Source organism: Marinobacterium sp. NO-S09 (assembly GCF_059179545.1).
This window is the reverse complement of the sequence record NZ_CP168954.1, coordinates 231,587-257,662: the sequence shown is the minus strand read 5'-3', so window position 1 is coordinate 257,662 and position 26,076 is coordinate 231,587. Positions and strand designations below refer to the sequence as shown.

Sequence of the window (26,076 nt, the reverse complement as noted above, 5' to 3'; positions counted from 1 at the left end):
GATCAATTACCAGCGGAAGATGACCCACTTCGGAATCAGCAACTGTGATTCGTCCATGCGGATGAATTTCTGTGAACCTGAGGCCGGCACCAGGTAGTAAGGCTTGCCTGTCTTGGGCACGACCTTGATCTCCTTAAGCTGACCATTGATGGAATACTCGTAGTAAGTATTACCCTGGTCATGAGTAATAGTGATTTCAGGCTCAGTACTTGCCGGGTCATCCACGACCTCGGCCTGAGCCAAGGGGGCCACTGCAAGAAGTGTCGCCAGGGTCAGTTGTTTCAGCATCATTGCGTCTCAGTTGGTGAGTCCGGGTTGAATTGTCTATGATTGTGGGCCTTGTCGCAGGCATGAACAACCCCAAACAGCTTTTAACGGATATTCCCATGAGCGAACAGCACGCCCCGGTCATTCTGGTGGATGGCTCCTCCTACCTCTATCGCGCTTTTTTTGCCTCTCAACAGGCGGATTTGCGCACCGCCGATGGTACCCCGACGGGCGCGATCCGGGTGGTGACCTCCATGCTCAAGCGACTGCTCAAGGACTATCCCGACAGTCCGGTCGCGGTGATTTTTGATGCCAAGGGCAAAACCTTCCGCGACGAGATCTATGCTGAGTATAAGTCACAGCGGCCACCCATGCCGGATGACTTGCGCTCTCAGGTGGAGCCGATTCACGCCATTATCCGTGCCATGGGGCTGCCCCTGTATGTGGAAGAAGGCGTCGAAGCCGATGATGTGATTGGTACGCTGGCGCGTCAGGCCAGTGAATCAGGTCGCCCGGTGGTGATCTCCACCGGTGATAAGGATATGGCACAGCTGGTGGATCAGCATGTCACCCTGATCAACACCATGAACGACACCACTATGGATGAAGCGGGTGTTGAAGAGAAATTCGGTGTGCCACCTCGCTTGGTAATCGACCTGCTGGCGCTCATGGGCGATAAAGTCGATAACATCCCCGGTGTCCCGGGCGTGGGTGAGAAAACGGCCCTGGCCCTGTTGCAGGGGATCGGCGGGATAAGCGATCTCTACGACAACCTCGACAAGATTCCGGAGCTGACCTTCCGTGGTGCCAAATCCATGCCTAAAAAGCTGGAAGCCAATCGCGAGGCGGCAGAACTGTCCTACCTGCTGGCCACCATCAAGACCGATGTTCCCCTGCATATTCATCTGCATGACATCGGCATGCCCGCCCCTGAGCCGGAAAAGCTGGTCCAGCTGTTCAAACAGTTCGAGTTCAAAAGCTGGGTACGTGAGCTGGAGGCCGGTGACGCCGAGGAACTGGGTGCCGACGAACCGGTGACAGCGGAACCCGATATAGAAACCGAATATGAAACCCTGCTGACCCAGGAAGCGCTGGATGCCTGGCTGGAACAGCTTAAAACCGCCGGTGAGTTCGCCTTTGATACCGAAACCACCAGCCTGAATTACATGGAAGCGCAGCTGGTCGGTGTGTCCTTCGCCATTGAGCCAGGCAAGGCGGCCTATGTGCCATTGGCGCATGATTATATGGGGGCACCAGAGCAGCTGGATCGTGCCGAGGTACTGGCGCAGCTGAAACCGCTGCTGGAAGACCCCGAGCTGAAAAAGATCGGTCAGCACATCAAATACGATATGAATGTGCTGCGCCACTACGATATCGAGCTGCAGGGTGTGGGCGCGGACACCATGCTGGAATCCTACGTGCTCAACTCCACCGCCAGCCGTCACGACATGGATACCCTGGCGGATCGCCATCTGGGTGTGACCACCACCAGCTTTGAAAGCATTGCCGGCAAGGGCAAGAAGCAGCTGACATTCAATCAGGTCGAGCTGGAACAGGCAGCACCCTATGCTGCGGAAGATGCCGATATCACCCTGCGCCTGCATCAGAAACTGCAGCCTCAGCTGGCGGCCGAAGGTGAGTTGCTGAGGGTGTTTGACGAGATTGAGCGCCCACTGATCCCGGTTCTGTCGCGGATGGAGTATCGCGGTGCGCTGGTGGATGCCTCTATCCTGGGCCAGCAGAGCCAAGAGCTGGAGAAGCGTCTGGGCGAAATTGAAAAGGAAGCGTTCGAGCTGGCCGGTGAGGAGTTCAACCTGAACTCCACCAAACAGCTGCAGGCGATCCTGTTTGAAAAAATGGGCCTGCCGGTGAAGAAGAAAACGCCCAAGGGCGCACCATCCACAGCTGAAGAAGTATTGCAGGAGCTGGCGCTGGATTATCCGCTGCCCAAGCTGCTGATCGAACAGCGTGGTCTGAGCAAGCTCAAGAGCACCTATACCGACAAACTGCCGCAGATGATCAATCCAGCGACGGGGCGAGTGCATACCTCTTATCACCAGGCGGTGACGGCAACCGGACGTCTGTCTTCATCCGAGCCCAACCTGCAGAACATTCCGGTGCGCACCCCCGAGGGGCGTCGTATCCGTAACGCCTTTGTTGCTCCCGAGGGTTACAAGATCGTAGCGGCGGATTATTCACAGATTGAGTTGCGCATCATGGCGCACCTGTCAGGCGATGAGGGCTTGTTGAACGCTTTCCGTCACGGTGAAGATATCCACAAGGCAACGGCAGCAGAGGTTTTTGGTACCACTGTGGATAATGTAACTGCTGATCAGCGCCGCAGTGCCAAGGCGATCAACTTTGGTCTGATCTACGGCATGTCGGCGTTTGGCCTGGCCAAGCAGCTGGGCATCGGCAACAAGGAAGCCGGTACCTATATCGAACACTATTTCGCGACCTATCCCGGTGTACAGCGCTATATGGATGAAACTCGCGCCCAGGCCCGGGATCAGGGCTATGTCGAAACCCTGTTCGGGCGTCGTCTCTACCTGCCGGATATCAACAACCGCAATCCGATGAAGCGTCAGGCCGCTGAACGTACAGCGATCAATGCCCCGATGCAGGGCACTGCAGCCGATATCATCAAGAAGGCGATGCTGGCAGTGGATAACTGGCTGGAACAGGGGGACATGGATGCTCGCATGATTATGCAGGTCCACGATGAATTGATCTTTGAAGTGCGTGAGAGCGAAGTGGATAACTTCTGTGCCCAGCTGAAGCCCTTGATGGAGGGTGCTGCCGAGCTGGCGGTGCCGCTGTTAGTGGATGCGGGCGTCGGTGATAACTGGGAGCAGGCACACTGATCTTTTTTTGCTCAGTGGTGAACTTTTTCTACATACATTGTCTGATTTAACGAGCCGCGTGTAAGAAACGTCCATTGTCTGTGCCAGCGTGGACCGTGGCTCGCTCTGTCATGACATCCCTTGCCCCGGCTGTGGTGCTCCCCTTCCACCAGCCGGGGTTTTTATTTATATCAGATGTCGTCTGACTCCGGCTCGATCAAATCGGCCAGCAGCCAGTTGTCGATGCGCTGGCGCAGCTGGTCGACACCGCTACGCTTGAGCGCGGAGAAGGTCTGCACACTGACCTTGTCGCCCAGACGCTCTTTCAGGGCTTTCTTCAGTTGCAGCAGCGTGCTTTTGGCCGGACCGCGCTTGAGCTTGTCTTCCTTGGTCAGCAGTACGTGCAGCGGTACGCCGGTGGCTTCACACCAATGCACCATCATTTCATCGAACTCTTTCATCGGATGGCGAATATCCATCACCAGCACGACGCCGCGCAGGCTCTCCCGGTGCTGCAAATACGCATCCAGATGGCGCTGCCAGTGCTGTTTCATGGCAATCGGCACCTTGGCATAGCCGTAACCGGGCAAATCGACAATCTTCAGGCCTTCGATATTGAGGCTGAAAAAGTTGATCAACTGGGTGCGACCCGGGGTTTTAGAGGTACGTGCCAGACCGGTTTGCTGGGTCAGGGCATTGATGGCGCTGGACTTGCCCGCGTTGGAGCGACCAGCAAAGGCGACTTCTGCGCCCTCGTCCGCCGGACACTGGTCCAGACGTGCGGCGCTGGTTTCAAAACGGGCGAGGTTGTAATGGATGACAGGCTCTGGGGTTGACATGGCGCAGCACTCAGTGGCCACAAACTGAACATATCCGTTCCAGTTTGTGGGGATATTGGTTTATAATGCCGCCAATTTTACCCGCGAACAGAGTCTGTCTCCAGTCAGGGTAATAGTGGAAATTGGTTGTTCTGGCACAATTACAATCCAAGATGCCGGGATATGCACACATTTCGTCAAGCAAGAGTCTGGGTTAGTCAATGAACAAACTACTGATCAGCTTACTGGTAAGCATCGGCCTCACCGGCGTCGCTCACGCGGCAGGTGATGCAGCTGCAGGCCAGGCCAAGACTGCCGTTTGTGCAGCCTGCCACAGTGCAGATGGCAACAGTGTTGTCGGTAACTTCCCGAAGCTGGCTGGACAGGGTGAAAAATACCTGCTGAAACAGCTGAACGACATCAAAAGCGGTGCACGCATGGTTCCGGAAATGACCGGCATGCTGACCAACCTGAGCGATCAGGATCTGGCCGATATCGCAGCCTACTTCTCCAGCAAGAACATGCAGCTGGGCCAGGCGGCTGAAGATCAGATCGAGCTGGGTCAGAAAATCTGGCGCGCGGGTGTTGCCGAGAAAGGTGTTGCCGCCTGTACCGCTTGTCACGGTCCGTCCGGCGCTGGTATCGATACGGCTGCCTACCCGAAGCTGGGTGGTCAGCACGCACAGTACATCGAAACCTCTCTGCAGAAATTTGCCAGCGGCGATCGTGCCAACGATCCGTCCAGCATGATGCGTGATATTGCCTCCAAGATGAGTGCAGAAGAGATGAAGGCCGTTTCCCAGTACGTGCAGGGTCTGCACTGATCAGGTAAACAGTCATCATGACCTAAAGGGCAGCTTCGGCTGCCTTTTTTGTCGCCTGCTATGGGTTGCGTAATACCAGACTGAACCAATTGGCCTGTCTGGTGGTCTATCCGCGATGAACTGAACAGACTCACTAAAGGACGCCTATATGTTCAAAAAATGGTTTGCCACCCTCTGTTTATCCATGCTCGCGGCACTGCCCGCATGGGCCGACGAGTACCGTGCCAATCAGCACTATTTTGAGCTCCCGTTCCCGGTCAAAACCGTGGATGAAAACAAGATTGAAGTGACTGAAGCTTTCGGCTATCTCTGTCCGCACTGCAATACCTTTGAGCCCCTGCTGTCCAGCTGGCGCGAAAAGAAAGCTGACGACGTGGCCTTTGTTGGGTTGCCGGTTGTTTTTGGTCGCAGCTGGGAGCCGCTGGCGCGTGCCTATTACGTAGCAGAGCTGTCCGACAAGGTGGAAGACACACACCAGCCGATGTTTGATGCCATCCACCTGCAGCGCAAACGTTTCCGTACGGCTGAAGATCTGGCCGAGTTCTATGCGGATCTGGGACTGCCTGAAGAGAAGTTCAACAAGCTGTATGACTCTTTTGCAGTCAATATGAAGCTGAAACAGGGTGATGCCAAGCTGCGTGGTTATGAAGTAACTGGCGTGCCGTCCATGATTGTGAATGGCAAGTATCGAGTCACTGCCCAATCGGCGGGTGGCCACAAACAGATGCTTGAAGTGGTGGATTATCTGATCGAAAAGGAACGTGCTGCTCAGTAAGCGCGGCTTTGATCTGAGTTCAATAAAACCGCCGTCAAACGGCGGTTTTAAATTTCCAATTCCGGGGCTAAGGGAATATGCTTTAGGGATATATTCATAGAGTATTGTAACGAGGGGGCCCGTGGTGCCAGACCAGGAAAACTGGAAACGTAAATACACGGAACTTACGCTTGAAGTTGAACGCAAGCAGCAAAGTGAAGAGCGTTACCACGAACAGCTCCGCTCCCTCGTAGATCACCTTTCCCTGGGTGTGAACGGCATATCCGGCACGCTGGACACCGAGTTGACCCAGCTGGGCGAAGTGCTCAAAGAGCAGAATCGCAAACGTATTCCCTCACTTCTTCGCCAGATCAAGAAAGAAGTCGGCCAGTTGGATATGGAGCGGCAAAGCAGCCGTGAACTGCTGATCCGTATTCTCCACCGCTGGACGCAACAGTTGCGACGTGCCAACCCGGCGCCTTCGGTCGCAAACCTGATTGGCAGTATCGACACCCGAGTCCCTGAAGCAACCGAGCACCTGTATGCGCTGGCTGAGCTGATCAGTGAGCTGATCGAAATACAGGCCGGCATGCTTGGAAACGGTGCCATGCCTGAATCCGATCAGGATTTTGAGCTTAACTCCTCGCAGGACAGTGACATCGAGACGTTGAGCGCATCCATGGCGGCGGAGCTTTTGCAGATGATTGAGCTGCTGCAAATTCCGGCTGAGGGGGTGGAGCAGGCACGTGGATTGGTGCTTGAAATCGAACAGGGCATCACCCTGGAGCGTCTGCCGGCCATCCTGTCGTCACTGGTGCGGCTGGTTCGTCTTGCAAACGGCAACACCCAGGAAGATTTTGAAAACTATTTGCTCACGCTGAACTCCCAGCTAAGCTTTGTGCAGCAGTTTCTGGAAGAAAGTCGCAACGATGAGCTCTCGGCCGTGCAGACGCACAGCCAGCTTGACTCCCAGGTGCGCCGGGATGTGCGCAATATCCACCGCTCCGTGAAAGAGTCTGAAGATCTCAAAACCCTGAAGCAGAGTGTGTCTCAGCAACTGGCATCCATTGTGCGGGCCATGGACAGTTATCGTCAGCAGGAACAGGAGCGCGAAACGCGCCTTAACCGTCGCTACGATGATCTGCTGACCAAGGTAGAGCAGATGGAGCTGGAAACCAGCAAGGTCAAAGCCCGGATGCAGGAGGAACAGCTGCGGGCACGTACTGATCCGCTTACCGGACTGCCCAACCGTACTTCCTATGATCATCACCTCAGCTCTGAGCATGAACGCTGGCAGCGCTATGGCACCCAGTTCTCGCTGGCGGTGGGCGATATCGATTTCTTCAAGAAGATCAATGACCACCTCGGGCACCTGGCGGGTGACCGTGTATTGCGTCTGGTGGCGAAGGTCTTGAAACACAACCTGCGCTCCAACGATTTTATCGCACGTTACGGCGGTGAAGAGTTCGTCATTCTCTTTCCCTCAACCGGCGGTGATGAGGCGCTGCAGGCAACGGAAAAACTGCGTCAGGCGATCGCCGACAGCCCGTTCAACTTCAAGGGCGAGCGGGTTGAGGTGACACTCTCCTTTGGTGTGGCTGAAATACGCGAGGCGGATGACCCTGAAGCCCTTTTCAACCGTGCCGACCAGGCGCTCTATCTGGCAAAACAACAGGGGCGTAACCAGACACAGGTGGGCGGAAAAGGCTAGAATAGCCTCTTTTGTGCCATGACAGGATAGACCGCGCCGTGCGAACCCTGATCCGCTCGCTGAAGATCGCCTGGATCTTTGCCAAATACCGACTCGATACCTTCTTCACCCAGCCACTGATGCCCTGGTACGTGCAGCTGATGTTCCGGCTCATGTTCTGGCGTTACCTGATACCGGCTCGACACTCCCAGGCCGAGCGGTTGCGTCTGGCGCTGGAAGCGCTGGGGCCGGTCTTTATCAAGTTTGGCCAGATGCTGTCCACCCGCCGTGACTTGCTGCCGGATGATCTGGCAGAAGAGCTGGCCCGTTTGCAGGACCGGGTACCGCCCTTCGAAGGCGCGCGTGCACGCCAGATTATCGAGCGTGAGTTGAAGCAACCGGTGAGAGAAATTTTCGCCGTGTTCGAACAGGAACCCATGGCGTCTGCGTCGGTTGCTCAGGTACATGCCGCGACACTGAAGAATGGTCGCTCGGTGGTGGTGAAAGTTATCCGCCCCGGTATCGGCCGTGTGATCCGCCAGGATGTTGCCCTCCTCTACCTGCTGGCAAGACTGGTGCAAAAGCTTTGGGTTGAAGGACGTCGCTTGCGTCCGGTGGAAGTGGTTGCCGAGTATGAGCAAACCATCTTTGATGAGCTCGACCTGCGCAAGGAAGCGGCCAACGGCTCCCAGCTGCGCCGCAACTTCGAAGGTTCCGGCATTCTCTATGTGCCTGAAATTTTTTGGGATCACACCCGCCAGCAGGTATTGGTGATGGAGCGTATCCACGGCGTGCCCGTTGCAGACGTGGCGCAGCTGCGTGCTCAGGGTACGGATATGAAATGCCTGGCGGAGCGGGGTGTGGAGATCTTCTTCACCCAGGTGTTCCGTGACAGCTTTTTCCATGCCGATATGCACCCCGGCAATATCTTTGTTTCCCGCGACAACCCTTCTGACCCCCAGTACATCGCAGTGGACTTTGGCATTATCGGGTCGCTCAATGCGGAAGACCAGAACTACCTGGCGCGTAATATTCTGGCGTTCTTCAAACGAGACTATCGCCAGGTTGCCCAGCTGCATATTGACTCGGGCTGGGTGCCTCGCGACACCAATGTGCATGCCTTTGAAACGGCAATTCGCAGTGTTTGCGAACCGATTTTCGAAAAGCCTCTGAAGGATATCTCTTTCGGCATGGTGCTGCTGGGACTGTTCCAGACGGCACGTCGATTCAACATGGAAGTCCAGCCTCAGCTGGTGCTGTTGCAGAAGACCCTGCTCAACATAGAAGGTCTCGGACGTCAGCTGTATCCGGATCTGGATCTCTGGCAAACGGCCAAACCCTTCCTGGAAAACTGGATGCAGGAGCGAATGGGCGTTAAGGCGGTCTACCGTAATTTGAAGGAGCAGGCGCCAGAGTGGCTGGAAAAACTGCCGCACCTGCCACAAATGGTTTATGACAGCCTGGAGCAGATGAAGCTGCACTCGGCTACCGATGCCGAGTTTCAGCGTCAGTTGGCGCGGGAGCAACAGGTTGAGCGCCGCCGAACACGTCGCAGCCTGCTGGCGGGGGCGACACTGGTCGCAGCGGCTCTGGCAGCCAGCCAGCCACAACTCTGGCAGTCGTTGCAGCAGCTGCCTCTGCTGGCCGGTGTGGCTGCAGGTGCGGGCTGGGTCCTGCTCTGGCGTGCCTGAGGTGGCCGCTGTGCAATCGATCGGTTATGCTTTCGCCCCCTTAACTAACCAACGACGGTGGGTGATATATGTCTGAGCAATGGATCGAACAGGTCAAGTGGGATGAAAAAGGTCTGGTACCGGCTATTGCACAGGACCATATCAGCGGCCGTATCCTGATGGTTGCCTGGATGAACGAGGAAGCGTTGCGCCTGACCGTCGAAGAAGGCCGCGGTATCTACTGGTCACGCTCACGCAACCGCCTCTGGCGTAAGGGTGAAGAATCCGGCCATGTGCAAAAGCTGCACGAGATTCGTCTGGACTGTGATGCGGATGTGGTCCTGCTCAGTGTTGAGCAGCTGGGCGGCATTGCCTGTCACACTGGCCGTGAAAGCTGTTTCTACCGTGTACTGAATGATAAACATGAGTGGGAAACAGTGGACGAGGTCCAGCGTGACCCCAATCAGATCTATGCAAACAAGGACTGAACCATGAGTGAAGTACTGGACCGCCTCGCCGAAGTGTTGGAGGCGCGCAAGAACGCCAGCCCGGACAGCTCCTATGTGGCTTCATTGCATGCCAAGGGCTTGAACAAGATTCTGGAAAAGGTTGGCGAAGAGAGCGTGGAAACGCTGCTGGCGGCCAAGGACGCTGCAGTAAGTGGCGACCACAGCGAACTGATTTATGAAACGGCTGATCTCTGGTTTCACTCCCTGGTGATGTTGTCACACCTAGGCGAGAGCCATGAAGCGGTGCTGGAAGAGCTGGCCCGACGCTTTGACCTGTCTGGACTGGAAGAAAAAGCGTCACGAAGTAAGTGATTGCACATCGGCAAGGGTGCCGATGTCATGGAAATAGCGTATAACGTTATCCCATCGAATTAGCCCTTATGTGTACCTGCGGGAGGCATCATGCTTGGTGGTATTAGTATTTGGCAGCTGTTGATTGTCCTGGTAATCATCATTCTGCTGTTCGGAACCAAAAAACTGCGCAACATTGGCGGTGACCTGGGCGGCGCGTTGAAAAGCTTCAAAAAGGCGGTCAACGAAGACGAGACCAGTGCCAAGAACGATGCGGATACGCAGAAAAAATTGTCTGACGAGCAGGACGCCCAGTTCAAAGACAGCGATACGACTGGCAGCAAAGCTGACAGTAAGACAGACAAGTAAGATCGCAGCCGATGTTTGATATCGGATTTTTTGAGCTGATGGTGGTTGGCGTGGTGGCTCTGCTGGTACTGGGACCTGAACGTCTGCCTATGGCTGCTCGCACTTGCGGACTCTGGCTGGGTCGGGTGCGTCGTTCACTTACCTCGATCCAAACGGAAATTCGCGAAGAGTTGCGTGTGGAAGAGCTGAAACGCACCACGGCCATGCAGAAAGAACAGCTGGACAAAGAGCTGAATGAAATGCGGCAGCCATTTCAACAGCCCTTTGTTGACAGCAGCGCCGACAGTGAGTCCGGTGCCGCAGAAGCGTCGTCCACCCGCGAAACCGACACCCGCACACAGCAGAGCAGTGATAACAAGGAAACACGATGAGTCAGCATACCGATCAGGAGCAACCTCTGATTGCGCACCTTGTCGAGTTACGGCAACGCTTGCTCTACAGTGTGTTGGCGATTCTGGTTATTTTCCTGTGCCTGTTCTATTTCGCTAATGATCTCTACACTTGGTTGTCCGCACCGCTGACTGCGCTCTTGCCGGAAGGCACCAGCATGATTGCCACGGACGTGACCTCCCCGTTTTTTGCACCCTTCAAGCTGACGCTGGTGTTTTCAGCCTTTCTGGCGATGCCCTTTCTGCTGCATCAAGCCTGGAGCTTTATTGCGCCGGGCTTGTACACCCACGAAAAGCGCCTGGCTATTCCCCTGCTGCTGTCGAGCATCCTGCTGTTCTATCTCGGTATCGCTTTTGCGTACTTCGTGGTGTTCCCGCTGATCTTCGGCTTCTTCACCAGTGTGGGGCCGGAAAATATTGCGGTCATGACCGACATCAGCAGCTACCTCAACTTCGTACTGAAGCTGTTTTTCGCATTTGGCGTGGTGTTTGAGATTCCGGTAGCAACCTTGCTGTTGCTCTGGTCCGGTATCGTGACGGTAGAGAGTCTCAAGTCAAAGCGTCATTATGTGATCGTTGCCTGCTTTGTATTGGGTATGCTGCTGACACCGCCTGATATCATTTCACAAAGCCTGCTGGCTGTTCCCATGTGGCTGCTGTTTGAAGTGGGTATTCTGATGGGGCGTATCCTGATCAAGCCCAAACCTGATGAAGAGCTGGATCAGGAACTGGATGATGCAATCGATGAAGAGCAGGAAAACAGGAATTCGAATCCCTGAGTGAAGACCCTCTTCATATGAAAACAACGGGCACCCTTGGGTGCCCTTTGCCGTTTCTGTTCTACTCTATCTATATGCACAGGCCGAGGCCGTTTGAGAGAGACGCTTGGTTGATGTTTTAAAGCCGTTTCACCTTTTTGAAATTATTTTACACAAAACAGTTGACGCCCCATCTCATGTCTGTAGAATTCGCCTCCTCGCTTGAGACGACGGGGTTCACGCAACACTGAACGGCTCGGGAGAGAAGGAGATAAGCTCTTGAAATCACTTAGATTTCTGATGTAGAATTTGCCTCCTTGGTTTTAACCGCTTCGTTGTTTGAGTGCTTCGGCACTGAAACAAAAAACGAAAAAAACGGTTGACACCGAATGAGGATGCGGTAAGATACGCGCCTCGCTTGAGACAACATGTTCTGCCACACGGCAGGTTGATCAAGCCCGCTCTTTAACAAATTGATCAGGTAATATGTGTGGGCGCTTGTCAGGATTGAGCACACAAAGCTTAATCAAGGCAAGCAACCTAACTGAATATTCATTTAGCGTTGTGTAATACCTTGAGCCGAGTCTGAGGGATCATTCCTCCCTCTTAATATGACTCACAAAGATTTGAACTGAAGAGTTTGATCATGGCTCAGATTGAACGCTGGCGGCAGGCCTAACACATGCAAGTCGAGCGGTAACAGAACTAGCTTGCTAGTTGCTGACGAGCGGCGGACGGGTGAGTAACGCGTGGGAATCTGCCTGGTAGTGGGGGACAACAGTTGGAAACGACTGCTAATACCGCATACGCCCTTCGGGGGAAAGTAGGGGATCTTCGGACCTTACGCTATCAGATGAGCCCGCGTCGGATTAGCTTGTTGGTGAGGTAAAAGCTCACCAAGGCGATGATCCGTAGCTGGTCTGAGAAGGATGATCAGCCACACTGGGACTGAGACACGGCCCAGACTCCTACGGGAGGCAGCAGTGGGGAATATTGGACAATGGGGGCAACCCTGATCCAGCCATGCCGCGTGTGTGAAGAAGGCCTTCGGGTTGTAAAGCACTTTCAGATGTGAGGAAAGGTGTGTGGTTAATACCCGCATACTGTGACGTTAACATCAGAAGAAGCACCGGCTAACTCCGTGCCAGCAGCCGCGGTAATACGGAGGGTGCAAGCGTTAATCGGAATTACTGGGCGTAAAGCGCACGTAGGTGGTTTGGTCAGTCAGATGTGAAAGCCCCGGGCTCAACCTGGGAACTGCACCTGATACTGCCAGACTAGAGTACGGTAGAGGGTAGTGGAATTTCCGGTGTAGCGGTGAAATGCGTAGAGATCGGAAGGAACACCAGTGGCGAAGGCGACTGCCTGGACCGATACTGACACTGAGGTGCGAAAGCGTGGGTAGCAAACAGGATTAGATACCCTGGTAGTCCACGCCGTAAACGATGTCAACTAGCCGTTGGGGGACTTGATCCTTTAGTGGCGCAGCTAACGCGATAAGTTGACCGCCTGGGGAGTACGGCCGCAAGGTTAAAACTCAAATGAATTGACGGGGGCCCGCACAAGCGGTGGAGCATGTGGTTTAATTCGAAGCAACGCGAAGAACCTTACCTACTCTTGACATCCTGCGAACTTGCTAGAGATAGCTTGGTGCCTTCGGGAACGCAGTGACAGGTGCTGCATGGCTGTCGTCAGCTCGTGTTGTGAAATGTTGGGTTAAGTCCCGTAACGAGCGCAACCCCTATCCTTATTTGCCAGCACTTCGGGTGGGAACTCTAAGGAGACTGCCGGTGACAAACCGGAGGAAGGTGGGGATGACGTCAAGTCATCATGGCCCTTACGAGTAGGGCTACACACGTGCTACAATGGCCGGTACAGAGGGCCGCGAACTCGCGAGGGTAAGCAAATCTCAGAAAACCGGTCGTAGTCCGGATCGCAGTCTGCAACTCGACTGCGTGAAGTCGGAATCGCTAGTAATCGCGAATCAGAATGTCGCGGTGAATACGTTCCCGGGCCTTGTACACACCGCCCGTCACACCATGGGAGTGGGTTGCACCAGAAGTAGCTAGTCTAACCTTCGGGAGGACGGTTACCACGGTGTGATTCATGACTGGGGTGAAGTCGTAACAAGGTAGCCCTAGGGGAACCTGGGGCTGGATCACCTCCTTAAACGATTGCGAAGTTCTGGCAAGCGTTCACACATATTACCTGATCGAAAGTTAAAGAGAGCGTAATCGGCAGATGCCGAATATGTAGGCTTGTAGCTCAGTTGGTTAGAGCGCACCCCTGATAAGGGTGAGGTCGGTGGTTCAAATCCACTCAGGCCTACCAATTTTGCGCCACTCAGCGTTAAATCCTTCGTTGCTTAGCAGGCTATGCGGCCTCGGGATTGGCCTTGATTGACACAAAATGACAACGCGACAACCCTTATGGGGCTATAGCTCAGCTGGGAGAGCGCCTGCTTTGCACGCAGGAGGTCTGCGGTTCGATCCCGCATAGCTCCACCATTCCTCAAATGCCTGGAATGGTCAAGAAAGTTTTAAAACATGCACTCACTTCACACTTGATGTGAAGTTTTTGAGTCCATCTTTTAAAGCTTCAACGCTTTAAACGCTCTTTAACAAATTGGATCTGAAAGATTGTCTTGTATTGTTTGATACAAGCGCCAACCGGCGATAATCGTTACGAACCATTCATTTGCCAGACGCCTTCGGGTTATATGGTCAAGTGAATAAGCGTGCACGGTGGATGCCTTGGCAGTCAGAGGCGATGAAGGACGTTGTAACCTGCGATAAGGTTCGGGGAGCTGGTAAACGAGCTTTGATCCGAACATTTCCGAATGGGGAAACCCACCCGCTTGCGGGTATCTCTTAGCTGAATACATAGGCTTTGAGAGGCGAACCCGGGGAACTGAAACATCTAAGTACCCGGAGGAAAAGAAATCAATTGAGATTCCCTTAGTAGCGGCGAGCGAACGGGGACCAGCCCTTAAGCTGTGTTGTGGTTAGTGGAACACTCTGGAAAGTGTGGCCATAGTGGGTGATAGCCCCGTACACGAAAACCTATACGCAGTGAAATCGAGTAGGACGGAACACGTGATATTCTGTCTGAATATGGGGGGACCATCCTCCAAGGCTAAATACTCCTGACTGACCGATAGTGAACCAGTACCGTGAGGGAAAGGCGAAAAGAACCCCTGTGAGGGGAGTGAAATAGACCCTGAAACCGTGTACGTACAAGCAGTGGGAGCCGTTTTCGGACGGTGACTGCGTACCTTTTGTATAATGGGTCAGCGACTTACTTTCAGTGGCAAGCTTAACCGTTTAGGGGAGGCGTAGGGAAACCGAGTCTTAATAGGGCGTTTAGTCGCTGGGAGTAGACCCGAAACCGGGCGATCTATCCATGGGCAGGTTGAAGATTGAGTAACATCAATTGGAGGACCGAACCGACTGTCGTTGAAAAGCCAGCGGATGACCTGTGGATCGGAGTGAAAGGCTAATCAAGCCCGGAGATAGCTGGTTCTCCTCGAAAGCTATTTAGGTAGCGCCTCATGTCTCACCTTGGGGGGTAGAGCACTGTTTCGGCTAGGGGGTCATCCCGACTTACCAACCCGATGCAAACTCCGAATACCCAAGAGTGCAATCATGGGAGACACACGGCGGGTGCTAACGTCCGTCGTGGAAAGGGAAACAACCCAGACCGCCAGCTAAGGTCCCAAAGTTCTAGTTAAGTGGGAAACGATGTGGGAAGGCTCAGACAGCTAGGAGGTTGGCTTAGAAGCAGCCATCCTTTAAAGAAAGCGTAATAGCTCACTAGTCGAGTCGGCCTGCGCGGAAGATATAACGGGGCTCAAACTAGACACCGAAGCTGCGGATGCCTTAGGGCATGGTAGAGGAGCGTTCTGTAAGCCGTTGAAGCGGAAGCCGGGAGGCACCGTGGAGGTATCAGAAGTGCGAATGCTGACATGAGTAACGATAAAGGGGGTGAAAAACCCCCTCGCCGGAAGACCAAGGGTTCCTATCCAATGCTAATCAGGGTAGGGTGAGTCGGCCCCTAAGGCGAGGCTGAAAAGCGTAGTCGATGGGAGACAGGTTAATATTCCTGTACCGCGCATAACTGCGACGGGGGGACGGAGAAGGCTAGGCCAGCACGGCGTTGGTTGTCCGTGTTTAAGGGTGTAGGTTGAGAAGTTAGGCAAATCCGGCTTCTTAAGACTGAGACCTGATGACGAGCTCCTTTATGGAGTGAAGTGGTTGATGCCATGCTTCCAGGAAAATCCTCTAAGCTTCAGGTTATGTGTGACCGTACCCCAAACCGACACAGGTGGTCAGGTTGAGAATACCAAGGCGCTTGAGAGAACTCGGGTGAAGGAACTAGGCAAAATGGTGCCGTAACTTCGGGAGAAGGCACGCCGATGTTGGTGATGGACTTTACGTCCTAAGCTGATGTCGGTCGAAGATACCAGGTGGCTGCGACTGTTTATTAAAAACACAGCACTCTGCAAACACGAAAGTGGACGTATAGGGTGTGACGCCTGCCCGGTGCCGGAAGGTTAATTGATGGGGTTAGCTTCGGCGAAGCTCTTGATCGAAGCCCCGGTAAACGGCGGCCGTAACTATAACGGTCCTAAGGTAGCGAAATTCCTTGTCGGGTAAGTTCCGACCTGCACGAATGGCGTAACGATGGCCACACTGTCTCCACCCGAGACTCAGTGAAATTGAACTCGCTGTGAAGATGCAGCGTCCCCGCGGCTAGACGGAAAGACCCCGTGAACCTTTACTATAGCTTCACAGTGGACTTTGACATTATTTGTGTAGGATAGCTGGGAGGCTTTGAAGCATTGGCGCTAGCCAGTGTGGAGCCGTCCTTGAAATACCAGCCTGGTACTGTTGAGGTTCTAACTCAGGTCCCTGATCGGGATCGAGGACATTGTGTGGTGGGTAGTTTGACTGGGGCGGTCTCCTCCCAAAGTGTAACGGAGGAGCACGAAGGTACCCTCAGGCTGGTCGGAAATCAGCCAATGAGCGCAAGAGTAGAAGGGTGCTTGACTGCGAGACAGACACGTCGAGCAGGTACGAAAGTAGGTTCTAGTGATCCGGTGGTTCTGTATGGAAGGGCCATCGCTCAACGGATAAAAGGTACTCCGGGGATAACAGGCTGATACCGCCCAAGAGTTCACATCGACGGCGGTGTTTGGCACCTCGATGTCGGCTCATCACATCCTGGGGCTGAAGCCGGTCCCAAGGGTATGGCTGTTCGCCATTTAAAGTGGTACGCGAGCTGGGTTTAGAACGTCGTGAGACAGTTCGGTCCCTATCTGCCGTGGGCGTTTGAGATTTGAGAAGAGTTGCTCCTAGTACGAGAGGACCGGAGTGAACGAACCTCTGGTGTTCCGGTTGTCACGCCAGTGGCATTGCCGGGTAGCTACGTTCGGACGGGATAACCGCTGAAAGCATCTAAGCGGGAAGCCCCCTTCAAGATGAGATCTCACTGGACCCTTGAGGTCCCTGTAGAGCCGTCCGAGACCAGGACGTTGATAGGCAGGGTGTGTAAGTGCTGTAAGGCATTGAGCTAACCTGTACTAATGGCTCGTGAGGCTTGACCATATAACGCCCAAGGCGTTTGGATGAATGGTTAGACGTTAAAGATTATCGGCTCGCAAGAGCACCGGTTGAGCGCTTGTAGCGACAAAACAGACAGTCGAAAGAATTTCAGATCCAGTTTGTTCCAGTTTTGCTTGGCGACCATAGAGCCGTGGAACCACCTGATCCCATACCGAACTCAGCAGTGAAACGCGTCATCGCCGATGGTAGTGTGGGGCTTCCCCATGTGAGAGTAGGTCATCGCCAAGCATTTAATTAAGTGAAAACCCCGGTCTCGTCGAGATCGGGGTTTTTGCGTTATGGTCCACGTAAGAACCGCATCAAGATATATGTAGAACTTCCTCTCGTAAGGCTTCAATCTCTCTCATCAAATATCGGACCTGCTTACCCAGATGCAATATTCAGCACTTGGCAGGCTGTCGCGAAGGAAGTGATCACATAACGGCAACATATTCATGCTGGCCACGAGGAGCTCTCCTGTGAGGTTTTCGGACTTCTATATGGGGTAATTGGCTGTGCACTGATGCGCAATGCAGAGGTGCGTTGTGGATGCTCTGACTAGTCTTGATTGTGGAGGTTGTGCATAACTAACTGTTTGAAGTTATACACATGGGTAACTCATGTGGCGGAATAGAATGTGGAACAACGAAGAGTCATGTGATGAAAAGACAGGTGTGGATAAAAACGAATAAAAAAAGGGCCCCGATGCGATCCTTGTCTGGGGCCCTGTCACCAACATCCGTGTCAGCCGCTACACATACCTGTGCAGTCTGTGAGGTCTACTGATCCTGTGTAGCCAAGTCACATCCTCTGTGAACCTCGAGAGCATAATAGCCATCCATTTAATAAGGGTATATAGGAAAAAATCCTAATTTACCTCAGGCCGTGATACCGTACTGATCGCGGTAGGCGCGAATTGCGTCCAGTTCTGCGGTCATGTTCCCTTGTTCTGCGAGGTACTCTGCCAGGTCATTCAGCGTGATAATGCTGATAACCGGCATGTTGTAATCACGCTCGACTTCCTGGATGGCTGAAAGTTCGCCTTTACCTTTTTCCTGGCGGTCCAGTGCAATCAGGGTCGCAGCAGGGTTGGCTCCGGCCTGTTCGATGATCGCCATGACTTCGCGAATGGCGGTACCGGCTGTAATGACGTCATCAATGATCAGCACGCGGCCTTCAAGTGCAGCACCTACAAGGTTACCGCCTTCGCCATGATCTTTGGCTTCCTTGCGGTTGAACACATAGGGAACGTCCTGGTCATATTCATTGGCCAGAGCAACGCTGGTGGCTGCGGCAAGGGGAATGCCCTTGTAAGCCGGACCCAGCATGACATCGTAGTCGATACCGGCGTTGTTCAGGGCTGCTGCATAAAAGCGGCCCAGTTTGGCCAATGCCTGGCCGGAGTTGAACAGGCCGGCATTGAAAAAATAGGGGCTCTTGCGTCCGGACTTCAGAGTGAATTCGCCAAAACGGAGAACCTTTTTCTCCAGGGCAAATTCGATAAATTCACGTTGATAATCCAGCATCTTGGCCTCCGCAGCAGTAATGAAATCCGCGTAATGATACCTGCTGTGGGCCTTAAGGTGCACCTGATAGATCAGTAGAAAAATTTTAAATTCGGCACGGCTCTGGGTACAATTCGCGTTTACCTTTTCTTCCCAGGTTCGTTTCAATCACGCTCAACGGGGCTAAGACGCTATGCGTGTGATCACCTTCAATACTCAGGGTATTGAACAGGCTGCAGACAAGGGCTTTTTCGACTGGATGGTTCGCCAGGATGCCGATGTTGTCTGTCTGCAGAATCTAAAGGCCAAGGAATATCAGCTGGATGGCGATCGCTATCATCCAGAGGGTTACCATGCCTATTTTTTTGACGCCTTTGAAGACGGCTTTAGTGGGGTTGCCATCTATACCCGCCATCTGCCTAAGGCCATCATGACGGGTCTGGGCTTTGAGCAGTGTGACTTTAACGGCCGCTTTATCCAGGCTGACTTCGACAAAGTCAGTGTCAGCTCAATGACCATTCCGTCCGGTCTGCGCAGTCCTGAAGCTCAGGCGGGCAAGATGGAATATCTTGATCTGTTCATGGGGCATCTGAAAAAGACGCTGCGCAAGCGCCGTGAGTTTATTTTTGCCGGTACCTTCAATATCGCGCACCGCCCGATCGATCTTAGCAACTGGTATGTAAATCAGCGTGTATCAGGCTTTCTGGAAGAAGAGCGTGCATGGATTGAGGAAGTGCTGGGCGAGATGAATTACGTAGATGCGTTCCGCCAGGTGAACAAGGCTGAACGACAGTATACCTGGTGGCCGGACTATAACCGTGCCTGGACATTGAACGAAGGCGCGCGCCTGGATTATCAGGTAACGACGGCCAATCTGCGCAAGAATGTGAAAAGTGCTCGTATCTACCGCGAAGAGCGCTTCTCTGAGCATGCTCCTCTGACGATCGATTACGATATCGATATCTAAAGTATCAGGGCTGCTGGCACTGCCAGCGGCCCTGTACGTCCTTTAATCAGTTTTCCAGTGCCTGCTTCTGCAGTGCGACTAGTTCATCGATACCCTTGCGTGCCAGTGCCAGCATGGCGTTGAGTTCGTCCTGCGTATAGGGAGCACCTTCGGCAGTCCCCTGAACTTCGATGAAGCCGCCCTGATCATTCATGATCACATTCATGTCCGTTTCTGCGGCGGAATCTTCCGGGTAGTCCAGATCCAGAACAGCTTCACCCTTGTAGATGCCCACGGAAACAGCGGCGATCATATGCTTGATCGGGTTGCCTTTCATGGCACCGTTCTTGTCCTTTTTCAGGACGGCAATGGCATCCATCAGGGCAACACAGGCACCTGTGATGGACGCGGTGCGGGTACCGCCATCGGCCTGAATCACGTCACAATCAATGGTGATGGTGTTTTCGCCCAGTTTGTTCAAGTCCAGCGCTGCACGCAGGGAGCGACCGATCAGACGCTGAATTTCGATGGTGCGACCCGTTTGCTTGCCACGTGCCGCTTCACGATCAGAGCGGGTGTTGGTGGAGCGGGGAAGCATGCCGTACTCGGCGGTCACCCAGCCGGAACCGGAGCCGCGCAGGAAGCGGGGCACGCCACGATCAACGCTGGCAGTACAAATGACCTTGGTATCACCGAACTCGACCAGCACCGAGCCTTCGGCGTGACGGGTGAAGTTGCGGGTGATCTTGATCTCGCGCAGCTGGTCGGGCTGCCGGCCGCTCGGGCGCATTTTGTTCAGTCCCAGGTTTTGCAGCTGTTCGGAAAAGCTCGAGCTCATGATTGTCTACCCTTACCCTTGTGTTCTTCGGTCGGTTCACGCACGGTTGTAAACTGACTGTTAAAATATTCGCAAAGCGCAATTCTAATAGAGATCGACCGAATATGACACGAAGCATGACCGCCTTTAGCCGGCAGGAACGGCAGGAAGCCTGGGGTACACTGACCTGGGAGCTGCGTTCGGTAAACCATCGCTACCTTGAGCCGCACTTCCGCCTGCCGGAGTCCCTGCGTGATATAGAGGGCTCACTGCGTGAGCGCCTGCGCAAGGCCGTCAGCCGCGGCAAGGTCGAAGCGACGCTCAGATTCGTGCCTGAGCAGTCCAAAGAGCACCTGCAGATCGATCAGGGCCGCCTGCAGGAGGTGGTCAATGCAACCAGCCAGCTGGAACAAACGGGTCTTGCCATGCAGAAAGTAAACCCGCTGGAGCTGTTGGCCTGGCCGGGTGTAATGGTGGAATCGTCGCTGGATATGGCAGAGATCAAGCAGGCGGCGATAGGCCTGTTTGTAGATGCGCTGGATGACCTGTTGCAGGGCCGTGAACGTGAAGGGGCCGAGTTGCAACAGCTGATCACACAGCGGCTGGATGCCATTGGCAATACGGTTACCGAAGTTCGTTCCCTGTTGCCGGGTATTCTGCAGGCGCAGCGGGATAATTTGAATTTGAAACTGGCCGAGATGCAAATTGAGCTCGACCCGAGTCGTCTTGAGCAGGAAGTGGTACTCCTGGCCCAGAAAGCGGATGTGGACGAAGAGCTGGACAGGCTTGAGACACATGTTCAGGAGGTCCGCCGCGTACTGACACAAAAGGGTCCGGTAGGACGTCGCCTCGATTTCCTGATGCAGGAACTGAACCGTGAAGCCAATACGCTCTCGTCCAAATCGATCGTCGCCAATACCACACGCAGTGCGGTGGAGCTTAAGGTGCTGATCGAACAGATGCGCGAGCAGGTCCAGAATATCGAATGATCGAAAGCGCGCTAAAGAGGCTTTACCTGCCACTGCCACGCGACCCGAAGCAGCAACGCCCGGCACTGCCGGGCGTTTTAGTCTATGAACCTGCTTAGGTTTAGAAGCGGTATTTAAGGCTCGCGGTAACACTGCGGGGTTCACCCTAGTAGCACCAGTAATCGCAGCAGGCGACATACTCTTCAGCGGTCAGGTTGCTGATGTTGAGTTGGGCTGTCAACTGGCTGCCGAAATCATAGCTGGCCATCAGGTCAGCCAGTGTGTAATCCGGTATACGCAGGTCACCATCAACAGACTGGCCCACATGCCTCAGGCCCGCTCCCAGCTTCAGACCTGCCAGCTGGTTACCAGGAAAGTCATAGTCCAGCCACAGGGATGCCATATGACGCGGGATCAGCGAGGCACGCTTGTCGTCCTTGGCGCGGGCGTCCGTATAGGTATAAGCGGCTGTTACCTGCAAGGAATTGCTCAGGTAGCCGCTGGCTTCGGAGTCCGTTTGTAACTGAGGTTCAAAGGTCAGGTAAGGATTCCGGCCTCTGTCAGAGAGGTACATGGCACCTGCCGACCAGGTCAAGGCGGTGTCATCGGAGACCTGCTTTAATCCATTGGTCTGATCGATGTTGTCGGTCTGGGCATCATCATAGCGAACCGAGCCCAGCAATACCCAACGGTCATCAATACGCACCTGATCCTGGAGGTACAGTCCCTGCTGTTTATCCAGTGCATAAAATATATAGGTACTGCGCAGGTCGAGATCCAGGCGGTTGTAACGGAAGTCCTGCTCGAACGCCCAGATACTGTTGAACGTATTGGCGGAAACGCCGCCGCCCTTCTGAAAGCTGGCGATGGTTACGGTTCCCGGTCTGAATCTCGATTTCGTCCTGGGGCAGGGGTGTCGGGCGCTTGCTGACAGCGTTGATGATGCCGCCCGGAGGTGCTTCACCGTACAGAATAGACGCCCTTCCACTTGCTCCAGCCCATAGGGTTCGGGCAGCCACTGATAAAAACCGGTGCGATAGATGCGCAGGCCATCCTGATAGGTGGACTGGTCAAAACGATGCACCTTGAACCAGTCGGTGTTGTTATCAGAACCATAGCGCCCTGCCAAAACACCGGAACGGTAGCGGAAAGTTTCGTCCAGCTGCTGCACATTACGCTTTTCCAGCTCTGTTTTGCCTTGGTAACCGAGCCAATTTTATGGAGCGAGCGCACGGGGGTTGGCTGCCGGGCAAAAGGGAGTAAATGGCGGGGGTGCCGAGTGTAATGGCAACCTGAAAATCCTGGTCTACACTGCACTCAATACTTTGAAGGCAGCAAGCCTGAGTGTCCTTGGACAGATTTAATTCTTTTCATAGCGATGCATTATATTGCAGCGCCCTATAACAGTGCATAAATGGCATTTTTCGCGTTGATTCCCGTAATTCCTCTCCTTTTCCGTGAAATTGCTGCTTTTTTATACACTTTATGGTCTTTTTTTTGTAAACCTATTGTTAGATATGCTAAATATTTATCCTGTATAGAGCGAAACAGCATTTGCCGTGCTTTCTTAAACGGAAGTAGTGCAATCAATTGACGATTGGAGATCTGATATGACCAAGCTGAAAAAACTGGTGGGCGCCTGCACGGTTGCAATGGCCACACTAGGTGCAACCCTCACTGCGGAAGCGGCCACCTGGCGTTACGCATTTGAGGAAGCCATCACGGACGTGCAGGGTGTGTACGCGTCCAAATTCAAGGAGTATATCGAAGCCAACTCCGATCACAGTATCCAGCTGTTTCCCTACGGTACCCTCGGTGAGTCTGCCGATATCATGGAACAGACACAGGCTGGCCTGCTGCAGTTTGTTGACCAGTCGCCCGGTTTCACCGGTTCTCTGATTCCGGAAGCACAGATCTTCTTCATTCCTTATCTGCTGCCGGAAACTCACGAAGCGCTGGATCACTTCTTCCGTAACAGCAAAGCGATCAACGAAACCTTCAAGGCAACTTACGCTGAGCATGGCCTGGAACTGCTGAAGATGTTCCCGGAAGGTGAGGTTGTTATCACCACTCAGGAAGAATTCAAACAGCCGGCAGATCTGGATGGCGTGAAAGTGCGCGTAATGACCAACCCGCTGCTGGTTGAGTCCTACAAGGCATTTGGCGCTACACCGACCCCGCTACCCTGGGGTGAAGTATACGGCGGCCTGCAGACCAACATCATTCAAGGTCAGGAAAACCCGCTGTTCTGGGTAGAGTCGGCCAAGATGTATGAAGTAACCGACGTGCTAACCTTTACCGGTCACAACAACTTCACTACTGCGGTTATGGCCAACAAGAATTTCTATGACGGCCTGCCGGCTGAAGACCAGAAGCTGGTTCAGGACGCCATGGATGCCGCGTTCGACCACATCATGGAATACCAGCAGGGCCTGAGCGAGCGTTCGCTGGAGAAAATCCTCGAGCAGAAGCCTGAGATGAAGGTGGTACGCCTGAGCGAAGAAGAACGGGCACCTTTCCGTGCAGCAGCGGAAGAGGTAGAAGCCAAGTTCATCGAAATGACTGGCGACAGCGGCAAGGCGCTGCTGGAGCAGTTCAAGAAGGATCTTGAGGCCGCCAAGGCTCAGTAATGCTGCTCATCCGGGTGTCGGCCTTCGGGTCGACATCCGTTGCTCAAGGTGACATCCATGTCCGATAACCCTTCCATACGGCATGAGTCGTCATTGCCCGGCCCCCTGGGTTGGATTGATGCCTGGCTCGGACGTGCCGAAGCGCTGATGCTCGGGGCCGGTGTCCTGCTCATGGCGCTCAATACCGTGGCCAATGTACTTGGCCGATTTGTCTTCCAGAACAGCCTCTTTTTTACCGAAGAGGTCAACCGAATCCTGATTGTCATGATTACTTTTGCCGGTATCGGTTATGCGGCGCGTCATGGCCGGCATATTCGCATGTCGGCGGTCTTTGATGCCCTGCCTGTCGGTGCACGTAAATGGATGATGGTATTTATCTCATTTGTCACCGCCATGGTGATGTTTGCGCTGACAGTGTTTTCCGTCCGCTACATCGGCAGTGTGGCTGACTCCGGGCGCATCCTGCCTTCGCTGCAGATTCCGGTCTGGTGGATTTTCCTCTGGGTACCGCTGGGGTTGGCGGTGACCGGAATACAGTATCTGTTTACTGCCCTGAAGAACCTGGTGGCCAAGGATGTTTATCTGTCCACTCAAGTACTGGACGGGTATGACGATGATGAAACCGAGGTCTGAGCCCGGCCTCGGCTGTACAGGAGTACTCACATGACTGCCATTATGGTCAGCACAATGATTGTGCTGTTGCTACTGGGCTTTCCCATGATGATTCCGCTGATCGTGGCGGCGTTCATCGGTTTCTATTCCATGTTCGGCGGCTTTGATCAGATGAACTTCATGATCCAGCAGTTCATGGCCGGGATTCGCCCTGCATCGCTGATCGCGGTGCCCATGTTTATTCTTGCTGCCGATATCATGACCCGAGGTCACTCGGCCGATCGGCTTATCGACATGGTGATGAAGTTCATCGGACATGTAAAAGGCGGCCTGGCGATCAGTACCGCGACCGCCTGTACCCTGTTTGGTGCCGTCTCGGGTTCGACGCAGGCGACTGTAGTTGCCGTCGGCTCGCCGCTACGTCCGAAAATGCTCAAGGCCGGTTACAAGGATAACTTCGTCCTGGCGCTGATTATCAACTCCAGTGATATCGCTTTCCTGATTCCCCCCAGCATCGGCATGATCATTTATGGGGTGGTTTCCAATACCTCCATCTCTGAGCTGTTTATTGCAGGTATAGGACCGGGTCTTCTGATTCTTGGTATGTTCGCGCTCTACAGCTACATCTACGCCCATATTCACAAGGTACCCACGGAAGAGAAAGCGACCTGGCCGGAGCGCTGGCAGTCCGTGCGCAATGCCATCTGGCCTTTGGGTTTTCCGGTCATCATTGTTGGCGGTATCTATGGCGGTATCTTCAGTCCCACCGAAGCAGCCGCTGTCTGCGTGCTCTATGCGGTAATTCTGGAGTTCATTGTGTTCAGGGCGCTGAAGCCGATCGAACTGTACAAGATTGCCAAGTCGACGGGGCTGATTACCGCTGTTGTGTTCATTTTGGTGGCCGCCGGGGCTGCCTTCTCCTGGATTATTTCCTTTGCCCAGATTCCCCAGAGCATACTGGCGTCGGTGGGGCTGGCTGAGGCGAGTCCAACCGGTGTGCTGATCGCTATTTCGATCGCATTCTTTGTTGGCTGCATGTTTGTGGATCCGATTGTGGTGATTCTGGTGCTGGTGCCGATTTTTGCGCCGGTCGTGGAATCGGCAGGGCTGGATCCAGTGCTGGTCGGTGTGCTGATCACCCTGCAGGTTGCAATCGGGTCTGCCACACCGCCCTTTGGCTGTGACATCTTTACAGCCATCGCAATCTTCAAGCGGCCCTACATGGAGGTGATTCGCGGAACACCGCCGTTTGTATTCATGCTGGTGCTGGCGGCAGTGCTGTTGATTATGTTTCCGCAGATTGCACTCTTCCTGCGTGACCTGGCCTTTTAAGGCCGGGTTACCTGGGGACCGAACGAGGAGGGATTATGTTCAAACGAATACTGGTGCCGGTTGATGGCTCCGTCAAGGCACTGGAAGCTCTGGACAAGGCTGTCGAACTGCAAAAGCTGACCCACGCGGAAATTCTGCTGTTATGTGTATTCAAACACCACAGCCTGTTTGAGGCTTCACTCTCTATGGTGCGTCCCGGGGATCTTCAGATTCCGGATGATGCCCTGCGCGAGTATGCCCGTGAGGTAGTGGACTTTGCCCGCGAGCATGCGGTGAATGAGGGGGCAGAGAAACTGCGCGGTTTTGTGAAAGGCGGCAGGCCTTCGCGCGTTATCATCCGCTTTGCCCGTGAGAAGGACGCTGATCTGATCGTCATGGGCAGCCGAGGAACCTCTGGAGATGTGGACGGCATGTTGATGGGCAGTGTGTCCCAGCGCGTGGCCGGCCATGCCCACTGCCCGGTACTGGTGGTTTGATCGCT

At 54.1% G+C, this 26,076-nt stretch carries 21 protein-coding genes, 2 tRNA genes and 3 rRNA genes; 21 read left to right on the top strand and 5 right to left on the bottom strand.

Features of this window, described 5'->3' with window-relative positions:
* Positions 1-6 precede the first annotated feature (6 nt).
* Positions 7-291, bottom strand: coding sequence for a DUF2782 domain-containing protein (locus O3C79_RS01345; protein WP_494384520.1), 285 nt, complete (start codon positions 289-291; stop codon positions 7-9).
* 95 nt (positions 292-386) lie between these two features.
* Here O3C79_RS01345 and polA point away from each other — a divergent pair, with 95 nt between their 5' ends.
* Complete coding sequence (polA, locus tag O3C79_RS01340) at positions 387-3,131, top strand: DNA polymerase I (protein ID WP_494384519.1); 2,745 nt, start codon at positions 387-389, stop codon at positions 3,129-3,131.
* A gap of 170 nt (positions 3,132-3,301) precedes the next feature.
* Here polA and yihA read toward each other — a convergent pair whose 3' ends face one another.
* Positions 3,302-3,949 (bottom strand): ribosome biogenesis GTP-binding protein YihA/YsxC, encoded by a 648-nt coding sequence (gene yihA, locus O3C79_RS01335; RefSeq protein ID WP_076465461.1) that lies wholly within the window; start codon positions 3,947-3,949, stop codon positions 3,302-3,304.
* A 200-nt stretch (positions 3,950-4,149) separates the two neighbouring features.
* Between yihA and O3C79_RS01330 the strand changes: the two genes are divergently transcribed.
* The 14 genes from O3C79_RS01330 to rrf all read left to right on the top strand — a co-directional run bounded on the left by O3C79_RS01330 (position 4,150) and on the right by rrf (position 17,034).
* Entirely contained in the window at positions 4,150-4,752 is a 603-nt protein-coding gene (locus O3C79_RS01330; RefSeq protein ID WP_494384518.1) for a c-type cytochrome, read from the top strand.
* Between the two features lie 148 nt (positions 4,753-4,900).
* Positions 4,901-5,527: a thiol:disulfide interchange protein DsbA/DsbL gene (locus tag O3C79_RS01325; RefSeq protein WP_494384517.1), complete on the top strand. Its 627-nt coding sequence runs from the start codon at positions 4,901-4,903 to the stop codon at positions 5,525-5,527.
* 124 nt (positions 5,528-5,651) lie between these two features.
* The gene (locus O3C79_RS01320) at positions 5,652-7,217 is read left to right on the top strand and encodes a GGDEF domain-containing protein (protein ID WP_494384516.1); all 1,566 of its coding nucleotides are present in this window, start codon (positions 5,652-5,654) and stop codon (positions 7,215-7,217) included.
* 38 nt (positions 7,218-7,255) lie between these two features.
* Complete coding sequence (gene ubiB / locus O3C79_RS01315) at positions 7,256-8,887, top strand: ubiquinone biosynthesis regulatory protein kinase UbiB (protein ID WP_494384515.1); 1,632 nt, start codon at positions 7,256-7,258, stop codon at positions 8,885-8,887.
* A gap of 68 nt (positions 8,888-8,955) precedes the next feature.
* Positions 8,956-9,354 carry a phosphoribosyl-AMP cyclohydrolase gene (gene hisI, locus O3C79_RS01310; protein ID WP_010324390.1) on the top strand — a complete coding sequence of 133 codons (399 nt, stop codon included), beginning with the start codon at positions 8,956-8,958 and terminating at the stop codon, positions 9,352-9,354.
* A gap of 3 nt (positions 9,355-9,357) precedes the next feature.
* Entirely contained in the window at positions 9,358-9,687 is a 330-nt protein-coding gene (locus tag O3C79_RS01305; protein WP_010324389.1) for a phosphoribosyl-ATP diphosphatase, read from the top strand.
* 90 nt (positions 9,688-9,777) lie between these two features.
* Positions 9,778-10,035 carry a Sec-independent protein translocase subunit TatA gene (tatA, locus tag O3C79_RS01300; protein ID WP_417534724.1) on the top strand — a complete coding sequence of 86 codons (258 nt, stop codon included), beginning with the start codon at positions 9,778-9,780 and terminating at the stop codon, positions 10,033-10,035.
* A gap of 11 nt (positions 10,036-10,046) precedes the next feature.
* Positions 10,047-10,406, top strand: a complete 360-nt coding sequence (tatB, locus tag O3C79_RS01295) for a Sec-independent protein translocase protein TatB (RefSeq protein WP_494384514.1) — start codon at positions 10,047-10,049, stop codon at positions 10,404-10,406.
* Complete coding sequence (tatC, locus tag O3C79_RS01290) at positions 10,403-11,203, top strand: twin-arginine translocase subunit TatC (RefSeq protein WP_494384513.1); 801 nt, start codon at positions 10,403-10,405, stop codon at positions 11,201-11,203. The genes tatB and tatC overlap by 4 nt, the downstream gene beginning before the upstream one ends.
* A 607-nt stretch (positions 11,204-11,810) precedes the next feature.
* Positions 11,811-13,351, top strand: a 16S ribosomal RNA gene (locus O3C79_RS01285).
* Between the two features lie 85 nt (positions 13,352-13,436).
* Positions 13,437-13,513, top strand: a tRNA-Ile gene (locus tag O3C79_RS01280).
* A gap of 100 nt (positions 13,514-13,613) precedes the next feature.
* Positions 13,614-13,689, top strand: a tRNA-Ala gene (locus O3C79_RS01275).
* Positions 13,690-13,903: 214 nt separating this feature from the next.
* Positions 13,904-16,788, top strand: a 23S ribosomal RNA gene (locus O3C79_RS01270).
* Between the two features lie 130 nt (positions 16,789-16,918).
* Positions 16,919-17,034, top strand: a 5S ribosomal RNA gene (gene rrf, locus O3C79_RS01265).
* Together the 16S, 23S and 5S rRNA genes with 2 tRNA genes alongside form the textbook arrangement of a ribosomal RNA operon.
* A gap of 629 nt (positions 17,035-17,663) precedes the next feature.
* Here the strand turns inward: rrf and pyrE are convergent.
* Positions 17,664-18,311 carry an orotate phosphoribosyltransferase gene (pyrE, locus tag O3C79_RS01260; RefSeq protein WP_494384512.1) on the bottom strand — a complete coding sequence of 216 codons (648 nt, stop codon included), beginning with the start codon at positions 18,309-18,311 and terminating at the stop codon, positions 17,664-17,666.
* Positions 18,312-18,483: 172 nt separating this feature from the next.
* Between pyrE and O3C79_RS01255 the strand changes: the two genes are divergently transcribed.
* A complete protein-coding gene (locus O3C79_RS01255) occupies positions 18,484-19,257 on the top strand; it encodes an exodeoxyribonuclease III (protein WP_494384511.1) in 774 nt (257 codons plus the stop codon).
* A 46-nt stretch (positions 19,258-19,303) separates the two neighbouring features.
* On the opposite strand, the gene rph is transcribed toward O3C79_RS01255, so the two are convergent.
* Positions 19,304-20,074, bottom strand: a complete 771-nt coding sequence (rph, locus tag O3C79_RS01250; RefSeq protein WP_494384510.1) for a ribonuclease PH — start codon at positions 20,072-20,074, stop codon at positions 19,304-19,306.
* A 104-nt stretch (positions 20,075-20,178) separates the two neighbouring features.
* On the opposite strand from rph, the gene O3C79_RS01245 reads away from it, so the two are divergent.
* Positions 20,179-21,042: a YicC/YloC family endoribonuclease gene (locus O3C79_RS01245; RefSeq protein ID WP_494384509.1), complete on the top strand. Its 864-nt coding sequence runs from the start codon at positions 20,179-20,181 to the stop codon at positions 21,040-21,042.
* 145 nt (positions 21,043-21,187) lie between these two features.
* Here the strand turns inward: O3C79_RS01245 and O3C79_RS01240 are convergent, their stop codons facing one another.
* On the bottom strand, positions 21,188-22,192 hold the full coding sequence (locus tag O3C79_RS01240) for a TonB-dependent siderophore receptor (protein WP_494384508.1): 1,005 nt from the start codon (positions 22,190-22,192) through the stop codon (positions 21,188-21,190).
* 439 nt (positions 22,193-22,631) lie between these two features.
* On the opposite strand from O3C79_RS01240, the gene O3C79_RS01235 reads away from it, so the two are divergent.
* Genes O3C79_RS01235 through O3C79_RS01220 form a run of 4 tightly spaced genes read left to right on the top strand, consistent with a single transcriptional unit; the run spans position 22,632 to position 26,071 of the window.
* Complete coding sequence (locus tag O3C79_RS01235) at positions 22,632-23,651, top strand: TRAP transporter substrate-binding protein (protein ID WP_494384507.1); 1,020 nt, start codon at positions 22,632-22,634, stop codon at positions 23,649-23,651.
* A gap of 57 nt (positions 23,652-23,708) precedes the next feature.
* A complete protein-coding gene (locus O3C79_RS01230; protein ID WP_494384506.1) occupies positions 23,709-24,284 on the top strand; it encodes a TRAP transporter small permease in 576 nt (191 codons plus the stop codon).
* A gap of 30 nt (positions 24,285-24,314) precedes the next feature.
* Positions 24,315-25,595, top strand: a complete 1,281-nt coding sequence (locus O3C79_RS01225; RefSeq protein ID WP_494384505.1) for a TRAP transporter large permease — start codon at positions 24,315-24,317, stop codon at positions 25,593-25,595.
* A gap of 35 nt (positions 25,596-25,630) precedes the next feature.
* Complete coding sequence (locus tag O3C79_RS01220; RefSeq protein ID WP_076465055.1) at positions 25,631-26,071, top strand: universal stress protein; 441 nt, start codon at positions 25,631-25,633, stop codon at positions 26,069-26,071.
* Positions 26,072-26,076: the final 5 nt, after the last annotated feature.